This is a genomic window from Neoakkermansia glycaniphila, from assembly GCF_900097105.1.
Classification (GTDB): domain Bacteria; phylum Verrucomicrobiota; class Verrucomicrobiia; order Verrucomicrobiales; family Akkermansiaceae; genus Akkermansia; species Akkermansia glycaniphila.
Window position 1 is genome coordinate 2327859 of sequence record NZ_LT629973.1, and the last position, 22411, is coordinate 2350269.

The following is a 22411-nucleotide window of genomic DNA, read 5'->3' on the forward strand; positions in this document are numbered from 1 at the left end:
GCGGCTACATGAAGGAGTAGGCGTCGATATCTAGGGTGATGATGATGTCGTCTCCCGCGTTCATGGCCGCTATTTCCTGCGAGACGCAGGTGGCGATGCGGCGCGCCGAGTGTGATTTGATGGTGCTTTGGAAGCGGTATTGCCCGTATGCCTTGGGGATGGGGGCGGGAGCGGGTTCGCTGACGAGGATGTCCGGCGGAAGGTTTTTGACGAGCCTGCGGTAGAGGGTGTGCATGGAGTATTCGGCCAGTTCTTCCTTGGTCGATCGCAGTGTGAGGACGGCGAGGTGGACGTAGGGAGGGTGTTCGAACTGGCGGCGGAGGTCGAGTTCCTGATCGGCGAAGCCGTCGGTGTCGTGCCGGCGGGCGAACTGGATGGCGGCGGCGTGCGGGGTGAAAGTCTGGATGATGACTTCTCCGTCGAGGTCGCCGCGTCCGGCGCGTCCGGCGACCTGCGTGAGGAGCTGGAAGGTGCGTTCGGAGGCGCGGAGGTCGGGGATGCAGAGGCCGAGGTCGGCATTGAGGACTCCGACGAGGGTGACTCCGGGGAAGTCGAGTCCTTTGGCGATCATTTGGGTGCCGAGGAGGATGTCGAGTTTGCGGGCGCGGAATTGCCCGAGGATGTCGCGGACGGCGTTTTTCCGGCGGGAGATGTCGGCGTCGATGCGTTGGAGGCGTGCCTGAGGGAAGGCTCGGTTGAGGATGGCTTCTACTTTCTGGGTGCCGAAGCCTTGCAGGAGGATGTTGGAGGAACGGCATTCGGGGCATTCGCGGGGGACGATGGCGCGGTAGCCGCAGAGGTGGCAGATGAGGCGGTCTTCGGTGATGTGGTAGGTGAGGGGGAGGGCGCAGTGGGCGCAGGTGACGTTGTGGCCGCAGTCCGGGCACTGGAGGGAGCGTGCGAAGCCGCGGCGGTTGAGGAGGAGGATGGTTTGTTCTCCCCGGGCGAGGCGTTTGTCGATGGCCATGCGGAGGCGTTCGGAGAGGACTCCTGCGTATTTTTTGTCCTTGGCTTCGGTGCGCATGTCGAGGATGCGGATGAGGGGCAGGGTTTGCCCGTCCGCCCGGCGGTCGAGGCGCAGGGTGGCGTATTTGCCGGTGCGGGCGTTGTGGAGGGTTTCGAGGGAGGGGGTGGCGGAGCCGAGGACGACGGTGGCTCCTTCGAGTTTGGCGCGGAGGACGGCGAGGTCCCGGCCCTGGTAGCGGGGGGCGCTTTCCTGTTTGTAGGAGCCGTCGTGTTCTTCGTCGACGATGATGAGGCCGAGGTTGCGCAGGGGGGCGAAGACGGCTGAGCGGGGGCCGATGGCGATGCGGGCTGTGCCTTCGCGGATGGAGTGCCATTCGTCGAAGCGTTCGCCGTCCGAGAGGGAGCTGTGGAGGATGGCGACGGAGCCGGGCAGGGAGGAGAATCGGGATTTGAAGCGCTGGAGGGTTTGGGGGGTGAGGGAGATTTCCGGGACGAGGATGAGGGCGGATTTTCCCTGCCGGACGGTGTGTTCGACGGCCTGGAGGTAGACTTCCGTTTTGCCGGATCCGGTGACTCCTTGAAGGAGGATCGGTTTTTTGTCGGCGTGTTCGATGTCGGCCACGACGGCTTTGAGGGCCTGTTCCTGTTCTTCGTTGAGTTTGAGTGCCGAGGTGGGCAGGTAGTCTTCTCCGGCGGAGGGGTCGCGGTGTTGTTCTTCTTCGGTGATGGTGAGGTAGCCCTGTTTTTCGAGTGCACGGCAGGGGGTGAGGGCTGCGGTGCCGCCGAGTTCCTTGAGGGTGAGTGTGCGGTCCGGGCTTTCGGCAAGGAGGTGGAGGATGGAGGCCTGCCGGGGGGCGCGTTTGTTGAGCCGGGTTTCGTCTTCCTGCGAGGGTTTGGCGAGGAGCCGGACGACTTTATGGGTTTTTTCGCTGTGTTTTTCCTGCCGGACGGGTTCGGGGACGATGCAGCGGATGAATTGTTCGATGGGGGCGGCGTAGTATTGCGAGGCCCACCGGGCCATTTCCATGAGGGGGGCGGAGATGAGCGGCTCGGGAGCGATGAGGCGTCGGATGAGTTTGAGGCTGCCCGCCCATGTGTCCTGCGGCTCGGTGATTTCGAGGACGGTTCCCGTGGCGGTGTGGTGGCGGAGGGGGATTTCGACGCGGCAGCCGGGGAGGATGCCTTCGATGCCGGGGGGGATGGCGTAGTCGAAGACGAGGTCGGACGCGCCGTCGATGAGGATGCGGGCCGCCCGCACGGCAGGTTCGTCAAAGAGGTTCTGTTGCTGCGGTGTTTGCATGGCGGGGCGGTTCGGCCGCCGGGCCGATTGTGCCGCTGGGGCAGGGCTGCCGGGTGAGGTGCGATGCGCCTCAGGACGGCGGGTTATTTGTGGCGCTTGAGGAATTCGGCGGCAGCAGAGAGGTAGGCGCTGGCGCCGATGCCGTTCGGGTCGTGTTCAAAGATGGTTTCGCCGAAGCTGGGCGATTCTCCGATGCGGACGGAACGGGGGATGAGGGTGCGGTAGGCTGCCTGCGGGAGGTGCTGGCGTACTTGTTCGACGACCTGGCGCGAGAGGTTGGTGCGGCCGTCGTACATGGTCATCAGGACACCGCCGAGCGTGAGGCCGGGGTTGGCTCCGGACTGGCTGATCTGGGTGATGATGTAGAGGATTTTGGCGAGGCCTTCGAGGCCGAACCATTCGCACTGCAAGGGGGTGAGTACTTCGTCCGCCGCAGCGAGGGCGGATGTCATGAGGACGCCGAGGGAGGGAGGCGTGTCGAGGATGACGAAATCGTACATGCCTGCGTCGCGGATGGGGGCGAGGCAGTTGCGGAGGGCGGTGAGGTGCTGGCCGGTCTGGGCGAGTTCGATTTCAACGCCCGAGAGGTCCATGTGGGAGGGGATGAGGTGCAGGTTTTTGCGCCCCGTGTCCACGATGGTTTCGAGGATGGATTGTTCGCCGATGAGGGCGGGGTAGATGCTCTGGTGTCCGGCGGCTTCGATGCCGAGTCCGCTGGTGGCGTTGGCCTGCGGGTCGAGGTCGATAAGGAGGACGCGCTTGCGTTTCTGGGCGATGCCTGCCGCCAGGTTGATCGAGGTAGTCGTTTTGCCTACTCCTCCTTTTTGGTTGGCAATGGCAATGACCTTCATGAGGCGGCAGGGTGGGGTGCGGCGAAGACGGTGACTCTTAGCGAGTCATGTCTTCGCAAAGTTTGATGATGCTTTGGCTGACATGGTATTTCTGCCCGGCCACCTGATCGAGGGCGCATTCGCCGTGGTGTCCGTCATGATAGACCATGATGCGGTTGATGTTGCCGGAATGAAGGGCTTCTACGGCGCGTGTGCCGAAGCGTGCTCCCATGAGGCGGTCTCGTGCCGAGGGCGCTCCACCGCGCTGCATATGGCCGAGGACGGTGAGGCGGGTGTCCATGCCGGTGTTGGTGCTGAGCCAGTCAGTGAGTTCCTGAGCCTTTTTGGTGCCTTCCGCGACGATGGCGATGACGTAGCCGACGCCTTCCTCGATTTGCGGCTGGAGACGCTTTTTGATCGATTCGAGGTCGTAGGGGAGTTCAGGGACGACGAGGATGTCCGCCCCGCTGCAGATGGCGGCGGTCATGGCGAGGTAGCCGCAGTCGCGCCCCATGGTTTCGATGACGAAGGCGCGGTGATGGGACTGGGCGGTGTCGCGGATGGTGTCGATGCAGTTGAGGATGATGTTCTGCGCGGTGTCGACGCCGAGGCAGTAGTCCGTGCCCGCGATGTCGTTGTCGATGGTGGCGGGGATGCCTGCAAAGGGTACCTGGAAGTCGTTGAAGAAGTCGTTGAGCGCGCGGAAGGAGCCGTCGCCGCCTGCAATGACGAGGTGTTCGATGTTGTTGTCCTTGAGGTGCTTGTACGCCTGTTCGCGGTAGCTGTACTCGAAGAAGCGTTTGGAGCGCGAGGAGCGGAGCAGGGTGCCGCCGCGGTGCGACATTTCGCAGGTGAGATCACGGGTAGCGGCTTTGATTTTGCCGTCGATCAGACCTTCCAGGCCGTCGTAGATGACGAACGGCTTCATTCCAAGTTGGCGGGCGCGTTCCACGGCCGCCTTTACTGCAGGGTTCATCCCGGCAGCATCTCCACCAGAGGTCATAATGGCAATTCCACTCATGAGAATACGATTGGTAAAAAATTAACGGGCGGACGATAACAGGAAACGCGCTTCCATGCAAGCTTATACTTCATTTCTCTCGCCATGAAGTCATACTTTTGCTATGCTTTCCGCATGCAGATCAATGTGGAAGAAGTGCTGGCCGCCGCCCGCGTGCTGAAGGATGAGATGAATGCCCTACACTTCGATGCACCAGTGGCTTATACCTACAATCCGCTCGATTACGCATGGGCGGGGCATGAGGCGTATATCCGCCGTTATGGTGCGACGACGAAGCGGGTGCTGTTCCTCGGGATGAATCCGGGGCCGTTCGGGATGGCGCAGACGGGTGTGCCGTTCGGCGAGGTGGCGGCGGTGACGGAGTGGCTGCATATCCGCGAGAAGGTGGGAGCGCCTGCGGCGTGCCATCCGAAGCGTCCGGTGCAGGGGTTCGATTGCCCGCGTTCGGAGGTGAGCGGGAGGAGGCTCTGGGGGCTGTTCGAGGAGTTGTACGGTACGGCGGAGAATTTTTTCCGGGAGTGCTACGTGGTGAATTATTGTCCGCTGATCTGGATGAGTGAATCGGGAGCGAATATTACGCCCGCCCAATTGCCTGCGGAGCAGGTGCAGCAGGTGGATGCCGATTGCCGTGCGCATCTGAAGCGTTTGATCGAGCTGATGCAGCCGGAGGTTCTGGTGGGAGTGGGCGGCTACGCGCTGAAGCAGCTTGAGGCGGTGGCGGCGATGCTGCCGGAGAGGAAGTTCGTGTTCGGTACGTTGCTGCATCCGAGTCCGGCGAGTCCGATGGCCAACAAGTGCTGGCCCGATAAGCCGCGCGAGCAGTTGAAGGCTCTGGGGATTCCCGGTTGCAGTCCGGCATGATGGTTTGAGGGCAAGGAGACAGGATAATTTCGTGAGCTCATCAAATGTTTGCTTCCAGGTAAGGATCATGTGATGAGATGACCATAAGCCGGAATCCGGTTGTTGCCCAATAGAATTTTTACTCCCTTCGTTGTCGCATGTTTTTTCGCTCTTCTCCCCGAACAAGCTGGCTGGAAAAGGCCGTCGCGCGCGTTTTCAAGGATAGGAAGCTCCGTGAGGATCAACTGCTTCCATTCGGTTTCGCACAGGGAGAGAGTGGTTTTTCGCATGGGGCGAAGCTGCTGGGCGGCATGTTCGAGATGGTTGTCGAGATTCGTGCGGACGGTTCTGTCCACGCGGCGGTATGTGGTTCCGGCGAGAAGGAGAACGAGATGGTGCATTTGGCGCGAAAGTCTCCGTCTTCGTTTATGGACAGGCAACTGCGCAAGGAGTTCGAGGAGGAGCTGTGGCATGTGGCGGAATGTTGTTTCGAGCCGGATGTTTTCAAGCACGAGCTGACCAAGCGGCTGATAGCATATGTGCAGGCGTCTTACGGCGACGATCTGGAGTATTTGTGGAGAAGATCACCGGAGAGTGCCGTGGTGCGCCGCCGCGACAGCAGGAAATGGTACGCCGTTTTTCTGATGGTGCCGCGTTTGAAGCTGGGCGGCGATTCCGGAGAGCCGGTCGAGGTGCTCAATCTGCGCCTTGATCCTTGCGAGCTGGAGCGCTATGTGGATGGGGTCAGCCGTTTTCCGGCCTACCACATGAATAAGAAGAGCTGGGTGAGTCTTTGTCTGGACGGTTCCGTTCCGTTCGAGGAGTTGGCGGAGCGGCTGGACGCAAGCTATCGCCTCGCTCTGAAGTAGGAATCCGGCGGCATGGCCTGCCCGGGGTACGCCGCGCAGGTTCTGCTTGGTGGTGCGGCGTCTGGGCCGGACAAGGTGTTGGCTGGGTCAGTCATGGACGATGATGTCCGAGGGGTCGACTTTCGGCTCGGGGAACTGGAGGTTGAGGGCACGCAGTTTTTCGACGAGGAGCTTGGCGACGATGAGGTTACGGTACCATTTGCGGTCGCCGGGGATGATGTACCACGGTGCGGCTTCGGTGGATGTTTTTTCCAGAAGGTCCTGATAGGCAGTCTGGAATTCATCCCACATGGCGCGGTCTGCGAGGTCGGAAGGTTCGAATTTCCAGAGTTTCTGGGAGTCCTTGAGGCGGGATTCGAGGCGTTCCTTTTGTTCTTCCTTGGAGATGTTGAGGAAGATTTTGATGATGGTGGTTCCTTCGCCGACGAGCATGTCTTCGAAGTCGACGACGTATTTGTAGCGCCGTTGCCAGACGGCGTCGTCGAAGAGTTTTTTGACGCGTACGGCGATGATGTCTTCATAATGGGAGCGGTTGAAGACGACGACTTCGCCGTTGGCCGGTACCTGCGGGTGGACGCGCCAGAGGAAGTCGTGGTCGAGTTCAAGCGCGGTCGGGCGTTTGAAGGAGATGACTTTCATGCCGTGGGGGTCCATGCAGGAGAAGACCTGCCGGACGCAGCCGTCCTTGCCGCTGGCATCCATGCCTTGCAGGATGACGAGTACGCGGTGTTTGTGCTGGGCATACAGGCGTTTCTGCAGGTCCTGGAGTTCGGTTTTGAGGTTGTCGAAGAAGAGGGCGGATTCTTCCTTGGTACCCTGGAAGAGGGAACGGTCGGAGGGGCTGTAATCCTGCATTTTCAGCTTTTTGCCGGGTGTGACGAGATAGCGGCTGATGTCCGGTGAGAGTTCCATGATGTGTTTGACGGGGACAGTATGCCTTTGTTGGGGTGTTTTTGGCAAGTATTGATTTGTGACAAAGAAGTGTTTGAGGACCTGCTTGGCGACGCTGCGTTTGAATTTCGGGAAGAGCTGGGGGCGGATCTCGGACTGTGCAAACCATTTCGTTTCAGAGAATTCGTTGCTTCTCGAGACGTCGGATTTCGGTTTGATTTTGTGGCACAGGAGGAGGAAGTAGGTTTGTTCCTGTCCGATCCAGCGGCCGCTGCGCCGATGGCTGGGAGGGTAGGCATAGCGGAAGCCGTGGCCGTGGGCGAGGATTTTGTATTCGGAGGGCCGGATGCCGACTTCTTCCCATACTTCGCGCGCAATGGTGTGCTCAAGGTTTTCACCCCGCATGACTCCGCCCTGCGGGAAGTGCCAGTATTGGTTGCGGCCGGGATCTTTGCCGAGGAGGATGTTGCCTTGTGCGTCCACGATGATGGCTGCGGCGTTTTTGCGCCATGCACCGGTCTTGGATTCGTCCATGATGTCAATGAGAAAGGTGTGTGCCGCGCCGCCCGTGCGTTTCGTCATTCCATGCGGCGCTCGCGTATTTTTGTTCGGCAAGGGTGCGTACCGCATTCCGGAATCCCGGTGCGGGTTCCTCGTTTTCGATGAGGGTGAAGCGGATGGAGAGGAGTTCGGCAAAGGCGAGATCCCAGCCTTCGGGGAGGATGCAGTTCTGGATGCTGCCCTGATGCAGGATGCCGAGGGGTGTGCGGCGTTGGCCTCCTCCTGCCAGTTTTTCTCCGTTGGGGCCGACGAGGTCGCTGGCAACGGGGCTGGAGAAGCATGCCCGGCCTCCGTCAGGCGCATCGGCGGGGAGCAGGCGGCATGCGACGCCGCATTGTTTCATGGCTGCGGCAAGAGCTCCGTGTATCCATTTGTACAGGACGGCGCTCGTGGGGCGGCCCGGCCTGTCTTCCGGCGAGAGGGCGAGGGTGAAGGGGATGTCCGTCCGGTGGTCGACAATGCCTCCGCCTGTCCAGCGGCGTATATAGTCGATGCCGGCATCCGGGAAGAGGCGGGACGCTTCGGCGGAGGTGTCGAAGCAGCCGAAGCTGACGGTAGGCCGCCCCCATCGGTAGATGCGCATCCAGGAGCCGGGGAGGCCGAGCATGAGTTCATCGGCGGCCATGCATTCCCAACCCGTGCGGGCGACAGGGTCTTTCCAGAGGGTGAGGGTGGGCAGGGGGCCCATCCATGCGGCGGTGTTCCAATCGTTTGACATACTATCCTTCCTGTGCAGGCGGTAGATGCATTATTGGGGCGTGGGCAGCATGACGGACTGGCTGTAGCTGTTGGTGTATTTCCGGAAGAAGTCCGCCTGATTGGGCGTGCGGCCGTTCTTGCGGGCGTTCTGGACGATGTTCATGCCTTCATCGGAGACGACGGTCATGGTGATAGATGCGGCGAGGATGCGGCCCTGTTCCATGTCGGAGTCGGCTTTGCCTCCCGTTTTCGAGACGGCGAGCCGATCGCCGAAGACTTCTACGCTTTTGTAGGCTTCACCTCCGCTGGAGGTGGAGATGATGGGGATGCTTTTGATTTCCCTTCGGAGCTGTTTTTTGCTGCCCGTTCCATTGACGGTGGTGTATTCCACTTCGAGGACGAGGGTCATTTCGATGATGTTTTCGACGAGGAAGTGTTTTTTATCGTTTTCTTCGTAGCGGTTGTAGGCGCGTTTGAGGTCGGTCTGGGCCAGCAGGTTCTGGTAGGTTTGCTTGGGGGAGACGATTTGGCGGTAGAGAGAGTAGGTGGCGAAGCCTTTGCCTGCATTTCCGTCGATGTTCAGGATCTGGTCGCGGTACATGAGTCTGTAGCCGACGGCATTGATGTCTCCTTGTGCCTTGTACAGGTCGGCCTTGGTGTTTTTCTGTTCGCTTTCGACGGCTTTGTTGCGGTCGATGGAGGAGGTGAAGAAGATGAGCTGGGCGGAGTTGGTGATGCGAAGCCCCTGCGGGCCGCCATCCGTGCCGAGTACTTTTTCATCGTTGGCGGCGTAGAACCATTCGTAGTCGTTGCCCCTGCGTATTTGCAGGCATTGCAGGTCGTCGCACATGGTTTGCAGGGCGATCTGGGCTTTGGAGCTGGTGGAGATTTCCTGCGTGATGTTTTTCCAGATTTCGATGCCGCGCGTCGTGAGCGTGACGATGATGACGACGAGGATGGTGGTGATCGCCATGGCGACCATCAGTTCGATGAGGGTGAAGCCGGACGCCTTTTTGTATGCGGAGGTTTTCATGGTGGCTGTTGCTCGGAGAAAGGTTTAGCGGCGGAAGGGGAGGTTGGTTTCGATGAAGGGTTTGCCCATGTCTTCCCATGTTTTGTTTTTGACGCGGTTGGGATCGGGCGGGGTGAGCAGGTAGAATTCGGCGCGGCACATGATGCTGCCGCCCCACGGGGTTTCCTTCGGGTTGGTGGTGTCGTACACGTAGCGGTCGGGAGTCTGGATGCCCTGGCCTTTCGTGTTCGGGTTGCCCAGCGAGCCCGGAGATTTGGCGGTTTCGTAAGTGCCGTTGCCGGAACGGATGAGCTGGGTGAGTTTGACGAGGAAGACTGGGCCGACGGCATATTTCATGTCGCTGATGCGCTCGGTGTCGTCCATCAGGCAGGCGGTGTTTACCAGCATGGAGTTCTGTCCGGGGATGTCTTTCTGTCCGGTGACGGGGCGGAGCGAGCCGTCGTTGCGGCGGGGCTGGCTGAGGTCTCCCCGGTAGGAGAAGATGGCGATGGCGGTGGAGGGGGATTTGGTTTTGCGTATCCAGTAGAAGGCTTTGTCGAAGGCGCTCGTGTATTTGCCTTCGCTGGATTGTTTGGCATCGGAGGGAGCCTGTTCATGGCTTCGGACGATGTCCATTTCCGTTTTGAGGGTGTTGATGATGCGTTCCCGCGATTGCTGGGCAAGGGCGGTGCGGACGATGCGCTTGGCTGGAACGAAGAGGGAGACGAAGACGACAAGAAGGACGCCGATGATGCCGATGGCGATGACTGTCTCCATCAGGGTGAAACCCTTGCGGTTTTTGAGGAAGGTGCGCGCTTTCATGGTTGTGGAAGGAGGAATGGAAGAGGTTGGGGAGGATTACGGTGCAGTCTGATCCAGCGTTTTCAGGCGGCTGGTGGTGCCGTGCGGCCAGACGACGACGCCTCCGGACTGGACGGGGCGGCCGTTGGCCATCGGTTTGGCGACGACGCCTTCATCGGCTCCCATGGATTTGGAGCGTTCGCCGTTGACGAGGACGAGGCGGGTCGGCTGGCCCGGGAAGGTCATGCGGCCCTGCGGGTCGAATTCGATGTAATAGCCTTTTTTGTTGGCTGCACCTGTGATGCGGAAGTTGCCGGAGCGGGAGGAGATGGATTCGCCTCCGCCGGAGGATTCTGCCGTTTCCTTGTCAAGGAGCGTGCTGTATTTCGGGCTGAAGTAGATGCCTTTCGGCAGGAAGGTGCCGCGGCTGGTGGCGACCCAGTTGCCGGAGTCGGTTCCCTGACCTTCATAGACGTCCTTGTTTTCGGAGTCGTCGAGGATCATGACGGTCATGTAGCGAAGGTGCTTGGAGTCCGACCCCGTGTCGCCCTGGTCGGAGACGATGACGAGGCGGGAGTAGGTGTTGTTGCCAGTGGCAGCCATGCGGGCTTCCCGAACCATGGTGTCGAGTTGTTCGATGCCGCCTGCGAGACCTCTGCTGGAGCCCGCATTGCGCAGTACCGTGGCGATGAGGGTCAGCATGATGGCCATGATGGCGATGACGACGAGCAGCTCGATGAGAGTGAAACCCTGTTTCTTTTTGGATTCAGATATTTGCATGGTCAACTGAATGGGTGAATCCCATGGTTCATGAGCAACTTTACCGTTTTTCGCCGCCGTCTTCAATCTTTTTGTGAATACTTTGCACATACAGTAGCGTTTTTTTTCGTTTTGGGTTGACCGTCGTTCCTTTTTGACTTACCTATAATGTCGGTATGACTGTGATTGATTCCATTATTCTCGGTATTGTCGAAGGTTTGACGGAGTATCTTCCGGTGAGTTCGACGGGGCATTTGATCGTCACGGAGTATCTGCTGGGGCTGGACAATCCGGCGAACAAGGCTGCCTTGGATGCGTTTTCCGTTTGTATTCAGGGGGGGGCGATTCTGGCGGTGCTTTTGCTGTATTTCGGCCGTGTGAAGGGGATGCTGGAAGGGTTTGCCGGGAAGAATCCCGCCGGGTTGCGGCTGGGCTGCAATTTGCTGCTGGCGTTTGTGCCGGCGGTGGGGATCGGGCTGGCGTTCGACGATGAGATTAAGGAGTATTTGTTCGGCGTGTGGCCCGTCGTCTGGGCGTGGGTGGTCGGCGGTCTTGTAATTTTGCTGTATGTACGGTGGCGTAATAGTACGGGGCAGGGCAATGCCGGGAAGGGGCTCGACGAGATGTCTTACGGTCAGGCTTTGTTGGTCGGTTTCATGCAGTGCATTGCGATGTGGCCGGGTACGAGCCGAAGCCTGATGACGATGCTCGGCGGCATGGTGGCAGGGTTGAGCGTGGCGGCTGCCGTGGAGTTCAGTTTTCTGCTGGGGCTGGTGACACTCGGTGCTGCGACGGCTTATGATGCCATGAAGCACGGTGCGCTGATGGTGGAGACGTTCGGTCTGTGGCCGCTGGCGATGGGGTCTCTCATGGCGTTTGTGTCCGCTATGATTGCGGTGAAGTGGATGGTCGGCTATTTGCAGAAGCACAGTTTGTCCATTTTCGGCTGGTACCGGATTGCTGCCGGGTGTGTGCTGGCGGCTCTGGTTTTTACGGGGATGGGGCAGTCCCATGATGCCGGAGATAAGACTCCGGGCAAAGTTCCTGCAGGGAAGGCGGCTCCGGTTGCTCCGCAGGCTCCCGCATCTCCGTTGACGGTCAATGCCGTGCCTGCTCCCGTGCCGGCGATGGTTCCGTCGCCTGCGCCCGTCGCTCCCTGAGGGCGTTGAATCCGTATTTCCCACTGCCATGAAAGAAGGTCCCGTCAAGGTTGTCGAATCCGTTTCGGTGAAGCATTTTTACGAGAAGTACATGCATGTGCTTCGCCTGGCGCTGATCAATAGCCCGAAGGGTCTGTCGAGGTTGATTTACGAGCCGGCAATCAATCGGCCCGGTTTGGCGATCGCCGGGTTCTACGCCTATTTCGCCCATAAGCGGATTCAGGTGTTCGGTGCGGCGGAGGTGGCCTATCTTCGCAAGCTGCCCGAGGGGCTCCGTCGTTCGCGCGTGCAGCGTATGTACAAGGGCGGGGTGCCGTGCATCATTTTTGCGCGCGGGGAGGATGCTCCGCCCGAGATTCTCGAGCTGGCGGACGAATGCGCCATTTGCGTGTTCAAGACGGATCTGGTGACGATGCGTTTCGTGAATGCGGCGACGATTATTCTGGAGACGGAGTTTGCCGAGAGTACGATGCTGCACGGCTGTATGCTCGATATCAGGGGTATCGGCCTGATGATTATGGGGAAGAGTGGCGTGGGCAAGAGCGAGACGGCGCTCGGGCTGATTGAGCGCGGAGGTTCGTTGGTGGCGGACGATGTGGTGATTCTCCGCAATGTGGGCGGGGAGTTGATCGGTTCTGCCCCCGAGTTGAGCCGCGGTTATATGGAGGTGCGCGGCCTGGGGATTGTCAATGTGACGAATCTTTTCGGCATGAAGGCTTTGCGGCAGGAGAAGCGGCTTGATCTGATCGTGTCTCTCAAGTCGGGGGACGGTTCCGATCTGGATCGTCTCGGGTTGGAGCGCGGGAGTTATACGATTCTCGGCGTGCCTGTGCTGCATGTGGAATTGCCTGTGGCGCCGGGGCGCGATACGTCCCGCCTCGTCGAAGTGGCGGCTCTCGACCAGTATCTGAAGGATGTCGGTTATGATATGGCCGGAGAGTTCAACAGGCAGCTGATGCGCAAGTTCTCCGCAGGGGGCAAGAATGACACCGAGTGAAAAAAGTGCTGGATAAAGTTCTGATATTCGTGTATCATGGCTTTGCAACCCCAGTATCATAACGTACCAATCGCATGATCACCAAAGAATTTACCATTCTGAACAAGCTCGGCATTCACGCGCGCCCAGCCGCGCAATTTGTGCGTGCCGCCAGTAAATTCGACTCCGATATTACAGTGGAGAAGGATGAAGAAGCTGTCGATGGTAAAAGTATTATGGGGCTGATGATGTTGGCCGTAGGTCATGGGTCGAAGATTACGATCACGATTACGGGTGCTGACGAAGAGAAGGCGATGGAGGTTCTCGGAGACCTGATCGACCGCAAGTTCGAAGAAGATTAACGGGCGGCTTTCCGGCATGCCGAAGCGCCGGACCGTTGACGAGTTCCATGATTCAATCGACCAAGTTGCTGGCCGAGCAGAGGCTTGAAGGTATTCCCGTTTCTCCCGGGATTGCCGTGGGGCATTTGCATATTCAGGCACGCGGCGTGATGGCGCCCGAGCATTATGCGATTCACCCTTCCGAGGTGGAGGCAGAGTGGGAGCGTTTCGAGAAGGCCTTGCGGTTGACGGAGGAGCAGCTCGAATCGCTGAAGGTTCGTGTGGCGACTGCATCGGGGGAGAAGGAAGCGGCAATTTTCGATGCCCATATTCTGTTTCTCGCGGATAAGGCTTTGTTGAAGAATGTCCGGATGGAGCTGGAAAAGCGCCTTCAGAATATCGAGTCCGTTTTTTATGCCGTCGTCCAGAATTTCCTGGAGAGTTTGAGGCGCGTTGACGATCCGTATCTCCGTTCGCGTACGTCGGATATGGAGGATGTGATGGTGCGCGTGCTGGAGAATTTGAAGACAGGCGTTTTGCAGCAGCCGTTGCCTCAGCATGCCGGATCGGGTGAAGCCGAGGAAGAGGATGATGAGGACGGAGCGACGCATATTCTGATCGCCTACGATTTGACTCCTTCCGATACGGCAGCCATGGATCGCGAGCGTATTCTCGGTTTTGCGACGGAGACGGGTTCCGATGTGTCCCATACGGCCATTCTGGCGCGTTCGCTCGGTTTGCCTGCGATCGTTGGCATTTCCCGGCTGGTGCTGGATACGACGGAGCGGCAGGAGGCCATTCTCGACGGTTATCGGGGCAGGCTGATTCTGAATCCGACGGAGGAGACGAAGCATGAATACAGCCGCCTTCAGATCGAGAAGGAGAAGGCATACAAGACGTTGGAGGCCATGCGCGATCTGCCGACGGAGACGAAGGACGGCCGCCATATCCGCCTTGCAGCCAATGTGGAGTTCGCGCACGAGTGCGAGAATATCAAGGCGTCGGGTGCGGAAGGCGTGGGGTTGTACCGTACGGAGTTTTTCCTGCTGGGCGAGAAGAAGCTGCCGGACGAGGAGGCGCAGACCCGGCATTATACGAATTTGATCAAGGGCTGTGCGCCGCATGAGGTTGTGTTCCGTACGCTGGATGCAGGCGGCGACAAGCTTCCGTTCGAGATGCTCGACGAGCCGGAGAGCAATCCGTTCCTGGGCTGGCGCGGCATTCGCGTGTCGCTGAGCCGCCCGGCCATTTTCAAGGAGCAGCTTCGCGCGATTCTTCGTGCTTCGGCTGCAGGCAGTTGCGGGATCATGTTTCCGATGATTTCCGGCGTGACGGAGGTGATCCGGGTGCGCGAGCTTTTCGAGGAGTGCAAGAAGGAGCTGCGCGACGAGGGTGTTCCGTACGGGGACGATATCCGGGTAGGGGTGATGATCGAGGTGCCTAGTGCGGCGATGATCGCCGATGTGCTGGCCGAGCAGGTCGATTTCTTTTCTATCGGTACGAATGATTTGACCCAGTATACGATTGCCGTGGACCGGGTGAATGCGCGTGTGGCCCGCATGTTCCGCCCGACGCATCCCGGAGTGATCCGGTTGATCGATATGACGATTTCCGCCGGGGAGCGCCACGGCGTGCCGACGTCGATCTGCGGCGAGATGGCCGGCGATATTACGATGCTGCCGCTGCTGATCGGGCTCGGAGCCCGAGAGGTGTCCGTCGGTGTGCATATGGTGCCGATTATCCGGTATGCGATCCGGCATTTGCATTACTGGGAATGCAAGGATGTGGCGCGGCAGGCCCTGCAGGCTCATGATAGCATGACGGTGCGCGCTCTTTCGGAAGCGTTGGCTCGGCGTTCCTATCCGAAGCTGTTCAATTGATTGTTGCCTGTTCCGTTTGGCGGAAGGTGGGGGCATGCCCGTTTTGGGAGGATTGTGAGGTTGCGTGTTGCATTCGAGCGAACATAAAAAAGCGGGGTACACTTTCGTGTACCCCGGAAAGTCAATGTCTAGAACTTCAATTAGAAGTTGTAAACGATGTTGGCGCCTGCGACGACCCCAAAGTTCTTGTAGGGCTTGTAGCCGTCTTCAACGCCCTTGTTGGCCTTGAGGGAGCCATTGCCGAGCCAGTTGAGGCTGACGAACGGTACGACGCTGAGGTTTTCCGTGAGTTTGGTCGGAAGTTCGGCCTTCACGAAGAATGCCTGGGAGCCGTTGGCGTTGCCGAGCCAGTTTTCGGAGTTGAAGTAGCTGGCCGTGGCGGACATGCCGAGCGTGGTGACGATGTCAGTGCGTTCGCAGAGGGTTGCCTTGTGACCGACATAGGGCTGGAACCACCAGCCGGTGACGCCCTGGAAGCCGTAGCTCGTGGTGACGCCGGCGAAGAAGTGGTCGCCGATGTCGTAATTCAGGTTCAAGAAGAATTCCTGAGTGACGGAGTGCGCCTTGTCCTTGCCGTACTTGGCATAGTTGCCGAGAAGGCCGCCGTAGTTCAAGTTCCATCCGACGGTAGCCGTGAGGTTCTTGAGGCCCATGTCCTTCTGCTGATAAGCGGCATAGATGTCGGCTTCGTTGTGGAACGAGGCTCCGTCCATGCCGTACAGGTGGTGACCGGAGGTGAGTACGTCATAGCTGATGCCGAAGAGGAGGGCTTCCTTTTCTGCGATGCTGTAGCTCATGTCGAGTGCGACCGGGATTACGCTGTCACCTTCAACCAGGCTGTGCGAAGCCACGATGCCGCGGCAATCGTAGTTCGATTTGTAGCCTGCCTGAACTGTTCCGCTGAAACGGCTTTCAACCTTCGGCTGTGCGACGGGTTGAGTCGGATTGGGGACTACCACTGTTTTGCCGGATCCTGCGAGGGCGATGCCTGCGAGAGATGCGACTGCGAGTGCTGCCGAGATAATGGTTTTCTTTTGCATGGTGGTTAATGTTGTGGGTTGTTTTGGAGGTTTCTCATAGTCACTGAGGTGATTACTTGTTCCTCCCTCGCATTTAAATTGCCAAATATTTTTGCCAAAGTAAAGCCCAATCCTTAAGAAAAGTGAATAAAAGTGAGTTTTTTGTCATATTTTATCATTTTTTACCTATCTATCTGATAGATAAGAGGAAAGGATGTATGTTCGGGCGGTTTTCGTCAGGCCCGGAAGCCGATGATGTTTTTCAGGATGAAGGCGAGAAAAGCACGCTTGCCGTGCCACGGGAGAGGCTGGCGGATAATTTGCCAATGATGCTCAGGTGCCTGATTGGCAAGTTGTGCGGAAGGATTGACAAGGACGCCCTGTTCGCAGACGGAGAGCATGGGGAGGTCGGCGCGGCTGTCTGTGTAGCAGATGCTGTCGGGAGTTTTGCCATCAGGCGGAATGATGCCTTTTTTTCTCAGGCGGATGAGCTTGGTGCCCCCTTTATTGTTGCCGGGCGGTTCGATGGCCGGAACGAGCGGCATGGCGAGTTGCATGACGATGGGGGTGGCGATGATGTCGTCGAAGCCGAGCATGCGGCCGATGGGTTCGGTGTAGAAGGAGGGGGAGGCTGAGACGAGAATGCAGTGGTCTCCGGCGGCCTGATGGTCGCGCAGGCGTTGGAGGACGCCGGGGTAGAGGATGGGGCGGATGTTTTCTTCGGCGAAGGCTTGCGCTTCCCGTTCGACCTGGCCGAGGGGCATGCGGTAGAGGTAGCTGAGGAAGATGCGTTTCATGCGCTCGGTGCGGATGATGCGCAGGGCGGCCAACAGGGCGCAGGGGAGCAGGAGGAGGAGGTAGAGCCGTCTCCACGGGTGGCGGGAGAGGATGCGCCCGGCGAAGCGGAGCTGGGAGTCTCCGGGGAAGAGGGTGCCGTCCATGTCGAAGAGGGCGAGCATGCGTGGTCAAGGGTTGAAGTGGTCGAGCCAGGGGGTGTATTCCGGCGGTACGGGGGCCTGCAGGGAGATGCGTTCGCCCGTAGCGGGGTGGTCGAAGGCCAGTTTCCATGCGTGGAGCATGAGCCTCCCGGTTTGAGCTTTCTGCCGGGCGGGTTTGGCGTAGATGGGGTCGCCGATGAGAGGGTGGCCGAGGTGGAGCATGTGGACGCGGATCTGGTGTGTGCGGCCGGTGTGCAGGGTGCACATGACGAGGGAAGAGTCGGTGGAGGGGTCGCGTTGCAGGACTTTCCAGTCGGTGATGGCGCTTTTGCCGGATCCGGGGTTGACGACGGCCATTTTGAGCCGGTTGACGGGGTGGCGGCCGATGTTGGTGAAGACGGTGCCTTCATCCTGTTTCGGCGATCCCTGGACGACGGCGAGGTAAATTTTTTCCGTGCTGCGCTCGGCGAACTGGGTGGTCAGCGAGAGGTGGGCCTGGTCGTTTTTGGCGATGACGATGCAGCCGGATGTGTCTTTGTCCAGCCGGTGGACGATGCCGGGGCGGCCTACGCCACCGATGCCGGAGAGGTCTCCGCAGTGATAGAGGACGGCGTTGACGAGGGTGCCGTCCGGGTTGCCGGCGGCAGGGTGGACGACGAGGCCGCTTTCTTTGTTGATGACGATGATGTCTTTGTCTTCGTAGAGGATTTCCAGCGGGATGTTCTGCGGCTGTGCTTCGGCGGGTTCCGGTTCGGGGATGTTGATTTCGATGGCGTCGCCCCGGTTGACGGGGGTTTTGGCTTTGGCCGGTTTGCCGTTGATGGTGATGTCTCCCGCTTTGACGAGGGCCTGGATGCGGGAGCGGGAGAGTTCCGGGAGTTGCCGGGCGAGGTATTGGTCGAGCCGCTGGGTGCCGTCTGCGTCGTCTGTGGTGAGGGTCATGCGCCGGTGGGATTGTCGATGAAGGTGCAGGGCAGGCCGAAGGTGCGTTCCAGCAGGGCGCCGAGGGCTTGTACGCCGAAGGTTTCGGTGGCGTAGTGTCCGCCGAAGAGGAGGTTGATGCCCATGTCTTCCGCCGTGGTGATGGCCCAGTGGACGGTTTCTCCGGTGAGGTAGGTGCGGATGCCGAGTTTGTGCAGGGCGTAGATTTCTCCGGCTGCGCCTCCCGAGCAGACGGCGATTTCTCCGGCGGGTGAGGTGAGGTCGTCGGAGATGATTCCGGTGACGGGGCTGCCGAGGATTTCTTCGTACCGGGTTCGGAGTTCGCCGAGCGTGCCGGGGTATGTGCCGCGGATGCCTATTTTGATGCCGTTGTACGTGACTTCCGGTTGCGTGTTTTCCAGCCCGAGTGCGTGCGCGATGCATGCGTTGTTGCCCAGTTCGGGGTGCATGTCGAGCGGGAGGTGGGCGGAGTAGATGGCAAGGTTATTGTCGAGGGCGGTTTGGATTTTTTTCTTCCACCATCCGGTGATGGGCTGGAGGCCGGGCCAGTAGATGCCGTGATGGAGGATGAGGAGGTCGGCACCCATGGAGATGGCGGCTTCGATGGTGCTTTGCGAGCCGTCCACGGCGGTGGCGATTTTGGTGACTGTGCCGTCGTTTTCGATTTGCAGGCCGTTCATGGCCTGTGGCGCATCGGGGATGCGGCCGATGTCGAGCGTGGTGTCGAGCAGGTTGACGATGTCTTTAAGCGGTGTCATGTTGCTTGCGGATGTTGATGGCGGCGGCATGGTGTCCGAGGCTGCCGCTCGGCGTGTTGCTGCGGGCGGTGTCAGATTTCGCTGGTCAGTTTGACGACGGGGACGGTGAGTTTGTCCCATGCTTCGAGAGGGACGGTGATGATGGTGCTGTGGGCGACGTCTCCTGTTGCCGGGATGTGTTCGTTGACGGCTCCGATGCCGGGCTTGATGCCGGGCATGCCGAGGAGGTCGGCATTGGCTGCGCCGAGTTGCCGGGAGTCGAGGACAAGCCAGTATTTTCCGTTGAGCATGGCGGCCTGTTTTTTTGCGATGTCAAGCGGCGGGAGGAAGATGTAGATGCCGTCCGGGGAGGTGGTGGCATAACATCCTTCGGGGAGGGTGAGTCCCTGGACGGGTTTGGCGGCGTAGATGGCTTCACCGTTGGTTTTGAGCCAGGGGCCGACTCCACGCAGGGCGGCGGCTACTTTGGGGGGGATGGTGCCGTCCGCCATGGGGTTGACGTTGATGAGGAGGTTGCCGCCTTTGGCGGTGCATTCTACGAGTTTGCGGATGATGGTTTCGGTTGATTTGACGTTGGTGTCGAATCGGTTGTAGCCCCATTTGTCACTGACGGTCATGCAGGCTTCCCAATCCGTGCCGGGGTAGCCTTCCGCTGGGATGTGCTGTTCGGGGGTCATGAAGTCGCCGCAGCGGACGTCGAGTCCTCCGAGGGCTTTCGTTTTGTCGAGGCCCGAGTATGAGTAGAGGCGGTTGTTCATGATGATGCCGGGGTGGAGTTTGCGGCACATTTCGATGAGGGATGGGGCTTTCCATCCTTTTTCTCCTTCGGCATCGCCCTGTGAGTAGTCCCACCAGATAATGTCGATGGGGCCGTAGTTGCTCAAGAGTTCGCGGACCTGTGTGTGCAGGTATTTCTGATAGGCTGTGTGGTTGCGGGGGATGCCTTTGTTTTTGAGGAGGGCGATCTGGTTTTTCGGGTAGCAGAGGTCGGGGCAGATGGTGTTGTCGTAGTCCTGTTGGTGCCAGTCGATGACGGAGTGGTAGAAGCCGACTTTGAGTCCCTGCTTGCGGATGGCATCCACATATTCGCGGACGAGGTCGCGGCCTTTTTTGTCTTTGGCGTCGTAGTCCGTCGTGGCGGTGTCGAAGAGGGCGAAGCCGTCGTGGTGCTTGGTGGTCATGACGGTATATTGGCAGCCTGCGTCTTTGGCCAGCTGGGCCCATTCATCGGCGAATCCGGGTTTCGGCTGGAAGAGGGGGAGGGCTTCGGCGGCATATTCGTCGGTGTCCACTTCGACGTTTTTCTGGATCCATTCGGAGCCGCCCTGTTTGCCTTTCCAGACTCCGGCGAGGCCGGAGTATAGGCCGTAGTGGACGAACATGCCGAATTTGGCGTCGCGCCACCATTGCATGCGGGCGTCGCGTTGTTCCTGCGTTTCGTTGACGGCGGCATGGTTGTCGCTGGCGGGGAGGGGCAGAGCCGGAGCCTGGGCGCAGACGATGCTGCCGAGGCAGATGGTTTGAAGGATGCGGGTGAAGTTCATGGAACGAATGATGATTGGAGAGAGGATATGATTTTCAGGGTGGGAAGTCAATCGCGAGTTTCTGCTGGCAGTGGCCGGGTTTCTTTGTCCGCGTTCTGCCATGTTGGGATATTGACTTTTTCCCGATGAATGTTACAATGAGCCTGTATGTTATCCCAATTCTCGTTTTTTATGCCGGCAGGGCTGCATTTCGGCCCCGGTTCCCTGAATGTGCTGGGCAATCAGAATGTGAAGCTTCCCGGCTCCAAGGCCCTGATTGTGACGGGCGGTTCTTCGGTGAAGCGCCACGGTTATCTCGACCGCGTGCAGCAGCTGCTTCGCACCCGCGGGGTAGAGAGCGTGGTGTTCGATAAGGTGCAGCCCAATCCTATCGTGGAGCATGTGATGGAAGCTGCCGAAATGGCGCGGGAGAGCGGTTGCGATTTCGTGATCGGCCTCGGCGGCGGCAGCAGCATGGATTCCGCCAAGAGTATTGCCGTGATGTTGAATAATCCCGGCCATTACTGGGATTATGTGAGCGGCGGTTCCGGCAAGGGGCTGCCGATTCCCCATCCGGTGGCTCCGATCGTGTGTATTACGACGACGGCCGGTACGGGTACGGAAGCGGATCCGTGGACGGTGATTACGAAGTCCGATACGAATGAGAAGATCGGGTTCGGCTGCGATCAGACGTTCCCGAAGATGTCGATCGTCGATCCCGAGCTGATGCTGACGGTTCCTCCGCATTTGACGGCCTATCAGGGTTTCGATGCTTTGTTCCATGCGATGGAGGGGTATGTGGCGAATTGCGCGACGCCGATGAGCGATCTGTTCGCTCTGAAGTCGATCGAGTTGATTGCGAAGTGGCTTCCGGTCGCCGTGAACGACGGCAGCAATGTGGAAGCCCGCAGTGCGGTGGCTTTCGCCAATACGCTGTCCGGCATCGTGGAGACGGGTTCCTGCTGTACGTCCGAGCATTCTTTGGAGCACGCCTTGAGCGCCTACCATCCCGAGATGCCGCACGGTGCGGGGCTGATCATGCTGTGCGAGGCATACCATGCCGCCTATGCGCCGTCCTGCCCGGAACGCTATGCGGATATGGCCCGCCTGTTCGGCGAGGAAGGCAGCATCGAAGGTTTCCTGACGGGGCTTCGCAAGCTGCGTGAGGCTTGCCATGTGGCGGATCTGAAGCTTTCCGATTACGGTGTGGATGCCGCCGATCTGGCGAAGTACGCCCGCAATGCCCGGCATACGATGGGCGGCCTGTTCGGGTTCGATCGTGCGACGCTCGATGAGGATGCCTGCATCGAGATTCTGCGGAAGTCCTATTATTGATTCCGTTCACCTGCACGTTTGCCCGGCTGTGTCTGCATCCGTTCTCGTTCATGGTGTGACGGGTCTCGATACTCTGACGACTCCTCTCGGCAAGGCCGGGGGGAAGCTCGGAGGCTCGGCTCCGTATGCCGCTCTCGGTGCAAGGCTGTTCTGTACCCATGTGGATATGGTGAGTCTTGTCGGGGATGATTTTCCCGCCCGTTACGAGGAGGCTTTGCGGGAGCGCGGCATCAATCTGGAGGCGACGGTGCGGCTGCCCGGCGAGACGTTCGCCTGGGAGGCCGAGTACGAGGCCGATATGAATAACCGGACGACGCTTTCGACGAAGTTCGGGGTGCTGGCGGATTGGAAGCTGGAGCTGCCGGAGAGGCTGCGCCGCCACAAGGTGATTATCGCGACGAATGTGACGCCCGCGCACCAGCTTGATTTGATCGGGCAATGCGAGAACCGGGCGTTCGTGATGTCGGATTACATGGCTTCGTGGATTACTTCGGATCGTGCAGATGTGGAGAAGGTGATCGCCTTGTCCGATCTCGTGCTGATGAATGATGGCGAAGCCCGCCTGTTTGCCGGTACGAGCGAGCCGCTGGTGGCTGCCGAGTGTCTGCTGGACCATGGCACGCGCTATGTGGTGGTGAAGCACGGAGCCTACGGGGCGACGCTGATGCACCGGACGGCGGCGGGTGAGGAGAAGCTGTTCCGCTGCCCGGCGTGGCCGCTTAAACGCCCGGTCGATCCGACGGGGGCAGGCGATACGTTCATGGGGGCTTTGGGCGGGTATCTGGCGCAATCGCTGGCCGGAGGAGATCCGGACTGGGAGGAGCTGAAGCGCGGCATTGCGTATGCCTCGGTCGTGGCTGCCGCCGTGTGCGAATCATTCGGCCCCGATGCCCTGTTTGCCTTGACCCGGCAGGAGGTGGAGCGCCGGATGCTGCATTTTTCGGAGATGACGTGCTGGACATTGCTGGGAAAATAGTGTATAGCAGCCCT

Annotated in this window: 21 protein-coding genes; 8 read left to right on the forward strand and 13 right to left on the reverse strand. The window is 59.5% G+C overall.

What is annotated here, in order from left to right:
- Nucleotides 1-4: 4 nt before the first annotated feature.
- The 3 genes from priA to PYTT_RS09745 form a co-directional block, all read right to left on the reverse strand.
- Nucleotides 5-2266, reverse strand: a complete 2262-nt coding sequence (gene priA / locus PYTT_RS09735; RefSeq protein ID WP_245741027.1) for a replication restart helicase PriA — start codon at nucleotides 2264-2266, stop codon at nucleotides 5-7.
- A gap of 83 nt (nucleotides 2267-2349) precedes the next feature.
- On the reverse strand, nucleotides 2350-3117 hold the full coding sequence (locus PYTT_RS09740) for a ParA family protein (protein ID WP_067775825.1): 768 nt from the start codon (nucleotides 3115-3117) through the stop codon (nucleotides 2350-2352).
- Nucleotides 3118-3154: 37 nt separating this feature from the next.
- A complete protein-coding gene (locus PYTT_RS09745; RefSeq protein WP_067775822.1) occupies nucleotides 3155-4117 on the reverse strand; it encodes a 6-phosphofructokinase in 963 nt (320 codons plus the stop codon).
- An 84-nt stretch (nucleotides 4118-4201) separates the two neighbouring features.
- Between PYTT_RS09745 and PYTT_RS09750 the strand changes: the two genes are divergently transcribed.
- Entirely contained in the window at nucleotides 4202-4978 is a 777-nt protein-coding gene (locus PYTT_RS09750; protein ID WP_245741028.1) for a uracil-DNA glycosylase family protein, read from the forward strand.
- A 137-nt stretch (nucleotides 4979-5115) separates the two neighbouring features.
- Nucleotides 5116-5826, forward strand: coding sequence for an MmcQ/YjbR family DNA-binding protein (locus PYTT_RS09755; RefSeq protein WP_067775819.1), 711 nt, complete (start codon nucleotides 5116-5118; stop codon nucleotides 5824-5826).
- A gap of 87 nt (nucleotides 5827-5913) precedes the next feature.
- Here the strand turns inward: PYTT_RS09755 and PYTT_RS13060 are convergent, their stop codons facing one another.
- From PYTT_RS13060 to PYTT_RS09780, 5 genes are read right to left on the reverse strand one after another with little or no spacing between them, the layout of a single operon-like run.
- The gene (locus PYTT_RS13060; protein ID WP_172801809.1) at nucleotides 5914-7251 is read right to left on the reverse strand and encodes a PPK2 family polyphosphate kinase; all 1338 of its coding nucleotides are present in this window, start codon (nucleotides 7249-7251) and stop codon (nucleotides 5914-5916) included.
- 4 nt (nucleotides 7252-7255) lie between these two features.
- Entirely contained in the window at nucleotides 7256-7996 is a 741-nt protein-coding gene (locus PYTT_RS13420) for a lipoyl protein ligase domain-containing protein (RefSeq protein ID WP_067775816.1), read from the reverse strand.
- Between the two features lie 30 nt (nucleotides 7997-8026).
- A complete protein-coding gene (locus PYTT_RS09770; protein ID WP_067775813.1) occupies nucleotides 8027-9010 on the reverse strand; it encodes a PulJ/GspJ family protein in 984 nt (327 codons plus the stop codon).
- A gap of 24 nt (nucleotides 9011-9034) precedes the next feature.
- Nucleotides 9035-9811: a type II secretion system protein gene (locus PYTT_RS09775; RefSeq protein ID WP_067775810.1), complete on the reverse strand. Its 777-nt coding sequence runs from the start codon at nucleotides 9809-9811 to the stop codon at nucleotides 9035-9037.
- Between the two features lie 36 nt (nucleotides 9812-9847).
- On the reverse strand, nucleotides 9848-10570 hold the full coding sequence (locus PYTT_RS09780) for a prepilin-type N-terminal cleavage/methylation domain-containing protein (RefSeq protein ID WP_067775807.1): 723 nt from the start codon (nucleotides 10568-10570) through the stop codon (nucleotides 9848-9850).
- Nucleotides 10571-10725: 155 nt separating this feature from the next.
- On the opposite strand from PYTT_RS09780, the gene PYTT_RS09785 reads away from it, so the two are divergent.
- From PYTT_RS09785 to ptsP, 4 genes are all read left to right on the forward strand, one after another.
- Complete coding sequence (locus PYTT_RS09785; RefSeq protein ID WP_067775804.1) at nucleotides 10726-11709, forward strand: undecaprenyl-diphosphate phosphatase; 984 nt, start codon at nucleotides 10726-10728, stop codon at nucleotides 11707-11709.
- A gap of 28 nt (nucleotides 11710-11737) precedes the next feature.
- On the forward strand, nucleotides 11738-12706 hold the full coding sequence (gene hprK, locus PYTT_RS09790) for an HPr(Ser) kinase/phosphatase (protein ID WP_067775801.1): 969 nt from the start codon (nucleotides 11738-11740) through the stop codon (nucleotides 12704-12706).
- Between the two features lie 74 nt (nucleotides 12707-12780).
- On the forward strand, nucleotides 12781-13047 hold the full coding sequence (locus PYTT_RS09795) for an HPr family phosphocarrier protein (protein ID WP_067775798.1): 267 nt from the start codon (nucleotides 12781-12783) through the stop codon (nucleotides 13045-13047).
- Between the two features lie 47 nt (nucleotides 13048-13094).
- Nucleotides 13095-14906 (forward strand): phosphoenolpyruvate--protein phosphotransferase, encoded by a 1812-nt coding sequence (gene ptsP, locus PYTT_RS09800; protein WP_067775795.1) that lies wholly within the window; start codon nucleotides 13095-13097, stop codon nucleotides 14904-14906.
- A 140-nt stretch (nucleotides 14907-15046) separates the two neighbouring features.
- Here ptsP and PYTT_RS09805 read toward each other — a convergent pair whose 3' ends face one another.
- From PYTT_RS09805 to PYTT_RS09825, 5 genes are all read right to left on the reverse strand, one after another.
- Nucleotides 15047-15946, reverse strand: coding sequence for a hypothetical protein (locus tag PYTT_RS09805; RefSeq protein WP_067775793.1), 900 nt, complete (start codon nucleotides 15944-15946; stop codon nucleotides 15047-15049).
- Between the two features lie 215 nt (nucleotides 15947-16161).
- Complete coding sequence (locus PYTT_RS09810; RefSeq protein ID WP_067775790.1) at nucleotides 16162-16884, reverse strand: HAD family hydrolase; 723 nt, start codon at nucleotides 16882-16884, stop codon at nucleotides 16162-16164.
- Between the two features lie 6 nt (nucleotides 16885-16890).
- Complete coding sequence (locus PYTT_RS09815; RefSeq protein WP_067775787.1) at nucleotides 16891-17805, reverse strand: RluA family pseudouridine synthase; 915 nt, start codon at nucleotides 17803-17805, stop codon at nucleotides 16891-16893.
- The gene (locus PYTT_RS09820) at nucleotides 17802-18563 is read right to left on the reverse strand and encodes a Nif3-like dinuclear metal center hexameric protein (protein ID WP_067775784.1); all 762 of its coding nucleotides are present in this window, start codon (nucleotides 18561-18563) and stop codon (nucleotides 17802-17804) included. The genes PYTT_RS09815 and PYTT_RS09820 overlap by 4 nt, the downstream gene beginning before the upstream one ends.
- Before the next feature lie 71 nt (nucleotides 18564-18634).
- Entirely contained in the window at nucleotides 18635-20107 is a 1473-nt protein-coding gene (locus PYTT_RS09825; RefSeq protein ID WP_067775781.1) for an alpha-L-fucosidase, read from the reverse strand.
- A 171-nt stretch (nucleotides 20108-20278) separates the two neighbouring features.
- Between PYTT_RS09825 and PYTT_RS09830 the strand changes: the two genes are divergently transcribed.
- Nucleotides 20279-21421, forward strand: coding sequence for an iron-containing alcohol dehydrogenase (locus PYTT_RS09830; protein WP_245741029.1), 1143 nt, complete (start codon nucleotides 20279-20281; stop codon nucleotides 21419-21421).
- Nucleotides 21422-21449: 28 nt separating this feature from the next.
- Nucleotides 21450-22397, forward strand: a complete 948-nt coding sequence (locus PYTT_RS09835) for a PfkB family carbohydrate kinase (protein WP_172801810.1) — start codon at nucleotides 21450-21452, stop codon at nucleotides 22395-22397.
- Nucleotides 22398-22411: the final 14 nt, after the last annotated feature.

What these genes read in the sequence shown, in the direction of transcription:
- PYTT_RS09805 (WP_067775793.1), bottom strand. Translation starts at nt 15,946, where the DNA reads ATGCAAAAGAAAACCATTATCTCGGCAGCACTCGCAGTCGCATCTCTC.
- PYTT_RS09810 (WP_067775790.1), bottom strand. Translation starts at nt 16,884, where the DNA reads ATGCTCGCCCTCTTCGACATGGACGGCACCCTCTTCCCCGGAGACTCC.
- ptsP (WP_067775795.1), top strand. Translation starts at nt 13,095, where the DNA reads ATGATTCAATCGACCAAGTTGCTGGCCGAGCAGAGGCTTGAAGGTATT.
- PYTT_RS09820 (WP_067775784.1), bottom strand. Translation starts at nt 18,563, where the DNA reads ATGACACCGCTTAAAGACATCGTCAACCTGCTCGACACCACGCTCGAC.
- PYTT_RS09755 (WP_067775819.1), top strand. Translation starts at nt 5,116, where the DNA reads ATGTTTTTTCGCTCTTCTCCCCGAACAAGCTGGCTGGAAAAGGCCGTC.
- PYTT_RS09750 (WP_245741028.1), top strand. Translation starts at nt 4,202, where the DNA reads ATGAAGTCATACTTTTGCTATGCTTTCCGCATGCAGATCAATGTGGAA.
- PYTT_RS13420 (WP_067775816.1), bottom strand. Translation starts at nt 7,996, where the DNA reads ATGTCAAACGATTGGAACACCGCCGCATGGATGGGCCCCCTGCCCACC.
- PYTT_RS09740 (WP_067775825.1), bottom strand. Translation starts at nt 3,117, where the DNA reads ATGAAGGTCATTGCCATTGCCAACCAAAAAGGAGGAGTAGGCAAAACG.
- PYTT_RS09780 (WP_067775807.1), bottom strand. Translation starts at nt 10,570, where the DNA reads ATGCAAATATCTGAATCCAAAAAGAAACAGGGTTTCACTCTCATCGAG.
- PYTT_RS09815 (WP_067775787.1), bottom strand. Translation starts at nt 17,805, where the DNA reads ATGACCCTCACCACAGACGACGCAGACGGCACCCAGCGGCTCGACCAA.
- PYTT_RS09785 (WP_067775804.1), top strand. Translation starts at nt 10,726, where the DNA reads ATGACTGTGATTGATTCCATTATTCTCGGTATTGTCGAAGGTTTGACG.
- hprK (WP_067775801.1), top strand. Translation starts at nt 11,738, where the DNA reads ATGAAAGAAGGTCCCGTCAAGGTTGTCGAATCCGTTTCGGTGAAGCAT.
- PYTT_RS09745 (WP_067775822.1), bottom strand. Translation starts at nt 4,117, where the DNA reads ATGAGTGGAATTGCCATTATGACCTCTGGTGGAGATGCTGCCGGGATG.
- PYTT_RS09830 (WP_245741029.1), top strand. Translation starts at nt 20,279, where the DNA reads ATGCCGGCAGGGCTGCATTTCGGCCCCGGTTCCCTGAATGTGCTGGGC.
- PYTT_RS09795 (WP_067775798.1), top strand. Translation starts at nt 12,781, where the DNA reads ATGATCACCAAAGAATTTACCATTCTGAACAAGCTCGGCATTCACGCG.
- PYTT_RS09825 (WP_067775781.1), bottom strand. Translation starts at nt 20,107, where the DNA reads ATGAACTTCACCCGCATCCTTCAAACCATCTGCCTCGGCAGCATCGTC.
- PYTT_RS09775 (WP_067775810.1), bottom strand. Translation starts at nt 9,811, where the DNA reads ATGAAAGCGCGCACCTTCCTCAAAAACCGCAAGGGTTTCACCCTGATG.
- priA (WP_245741027.1), bottom strand. Translation starts at nt 2,266, where the DNA reads ATGCAAACACCGCAGCAACAGAACCTCTTTGACGAACCTGCCGTGCGG.
- PYTT_RS13060 (WP_172801809.1), bottom strand. Translation starts at nt 7,251, where the DNA reads ATGGACGAATCCAAGACCGGTGCATGGCGCAAAAACGCCGCAGCCATC.
- PYTT_RS09770 (WP_067775813.1), bottom strand. Translation starts at nt 9,010, where the DNA reads ATGAAAACCTCCGCATACAAAAAGGCGTCCGGCTTCACCCTCATCGAA.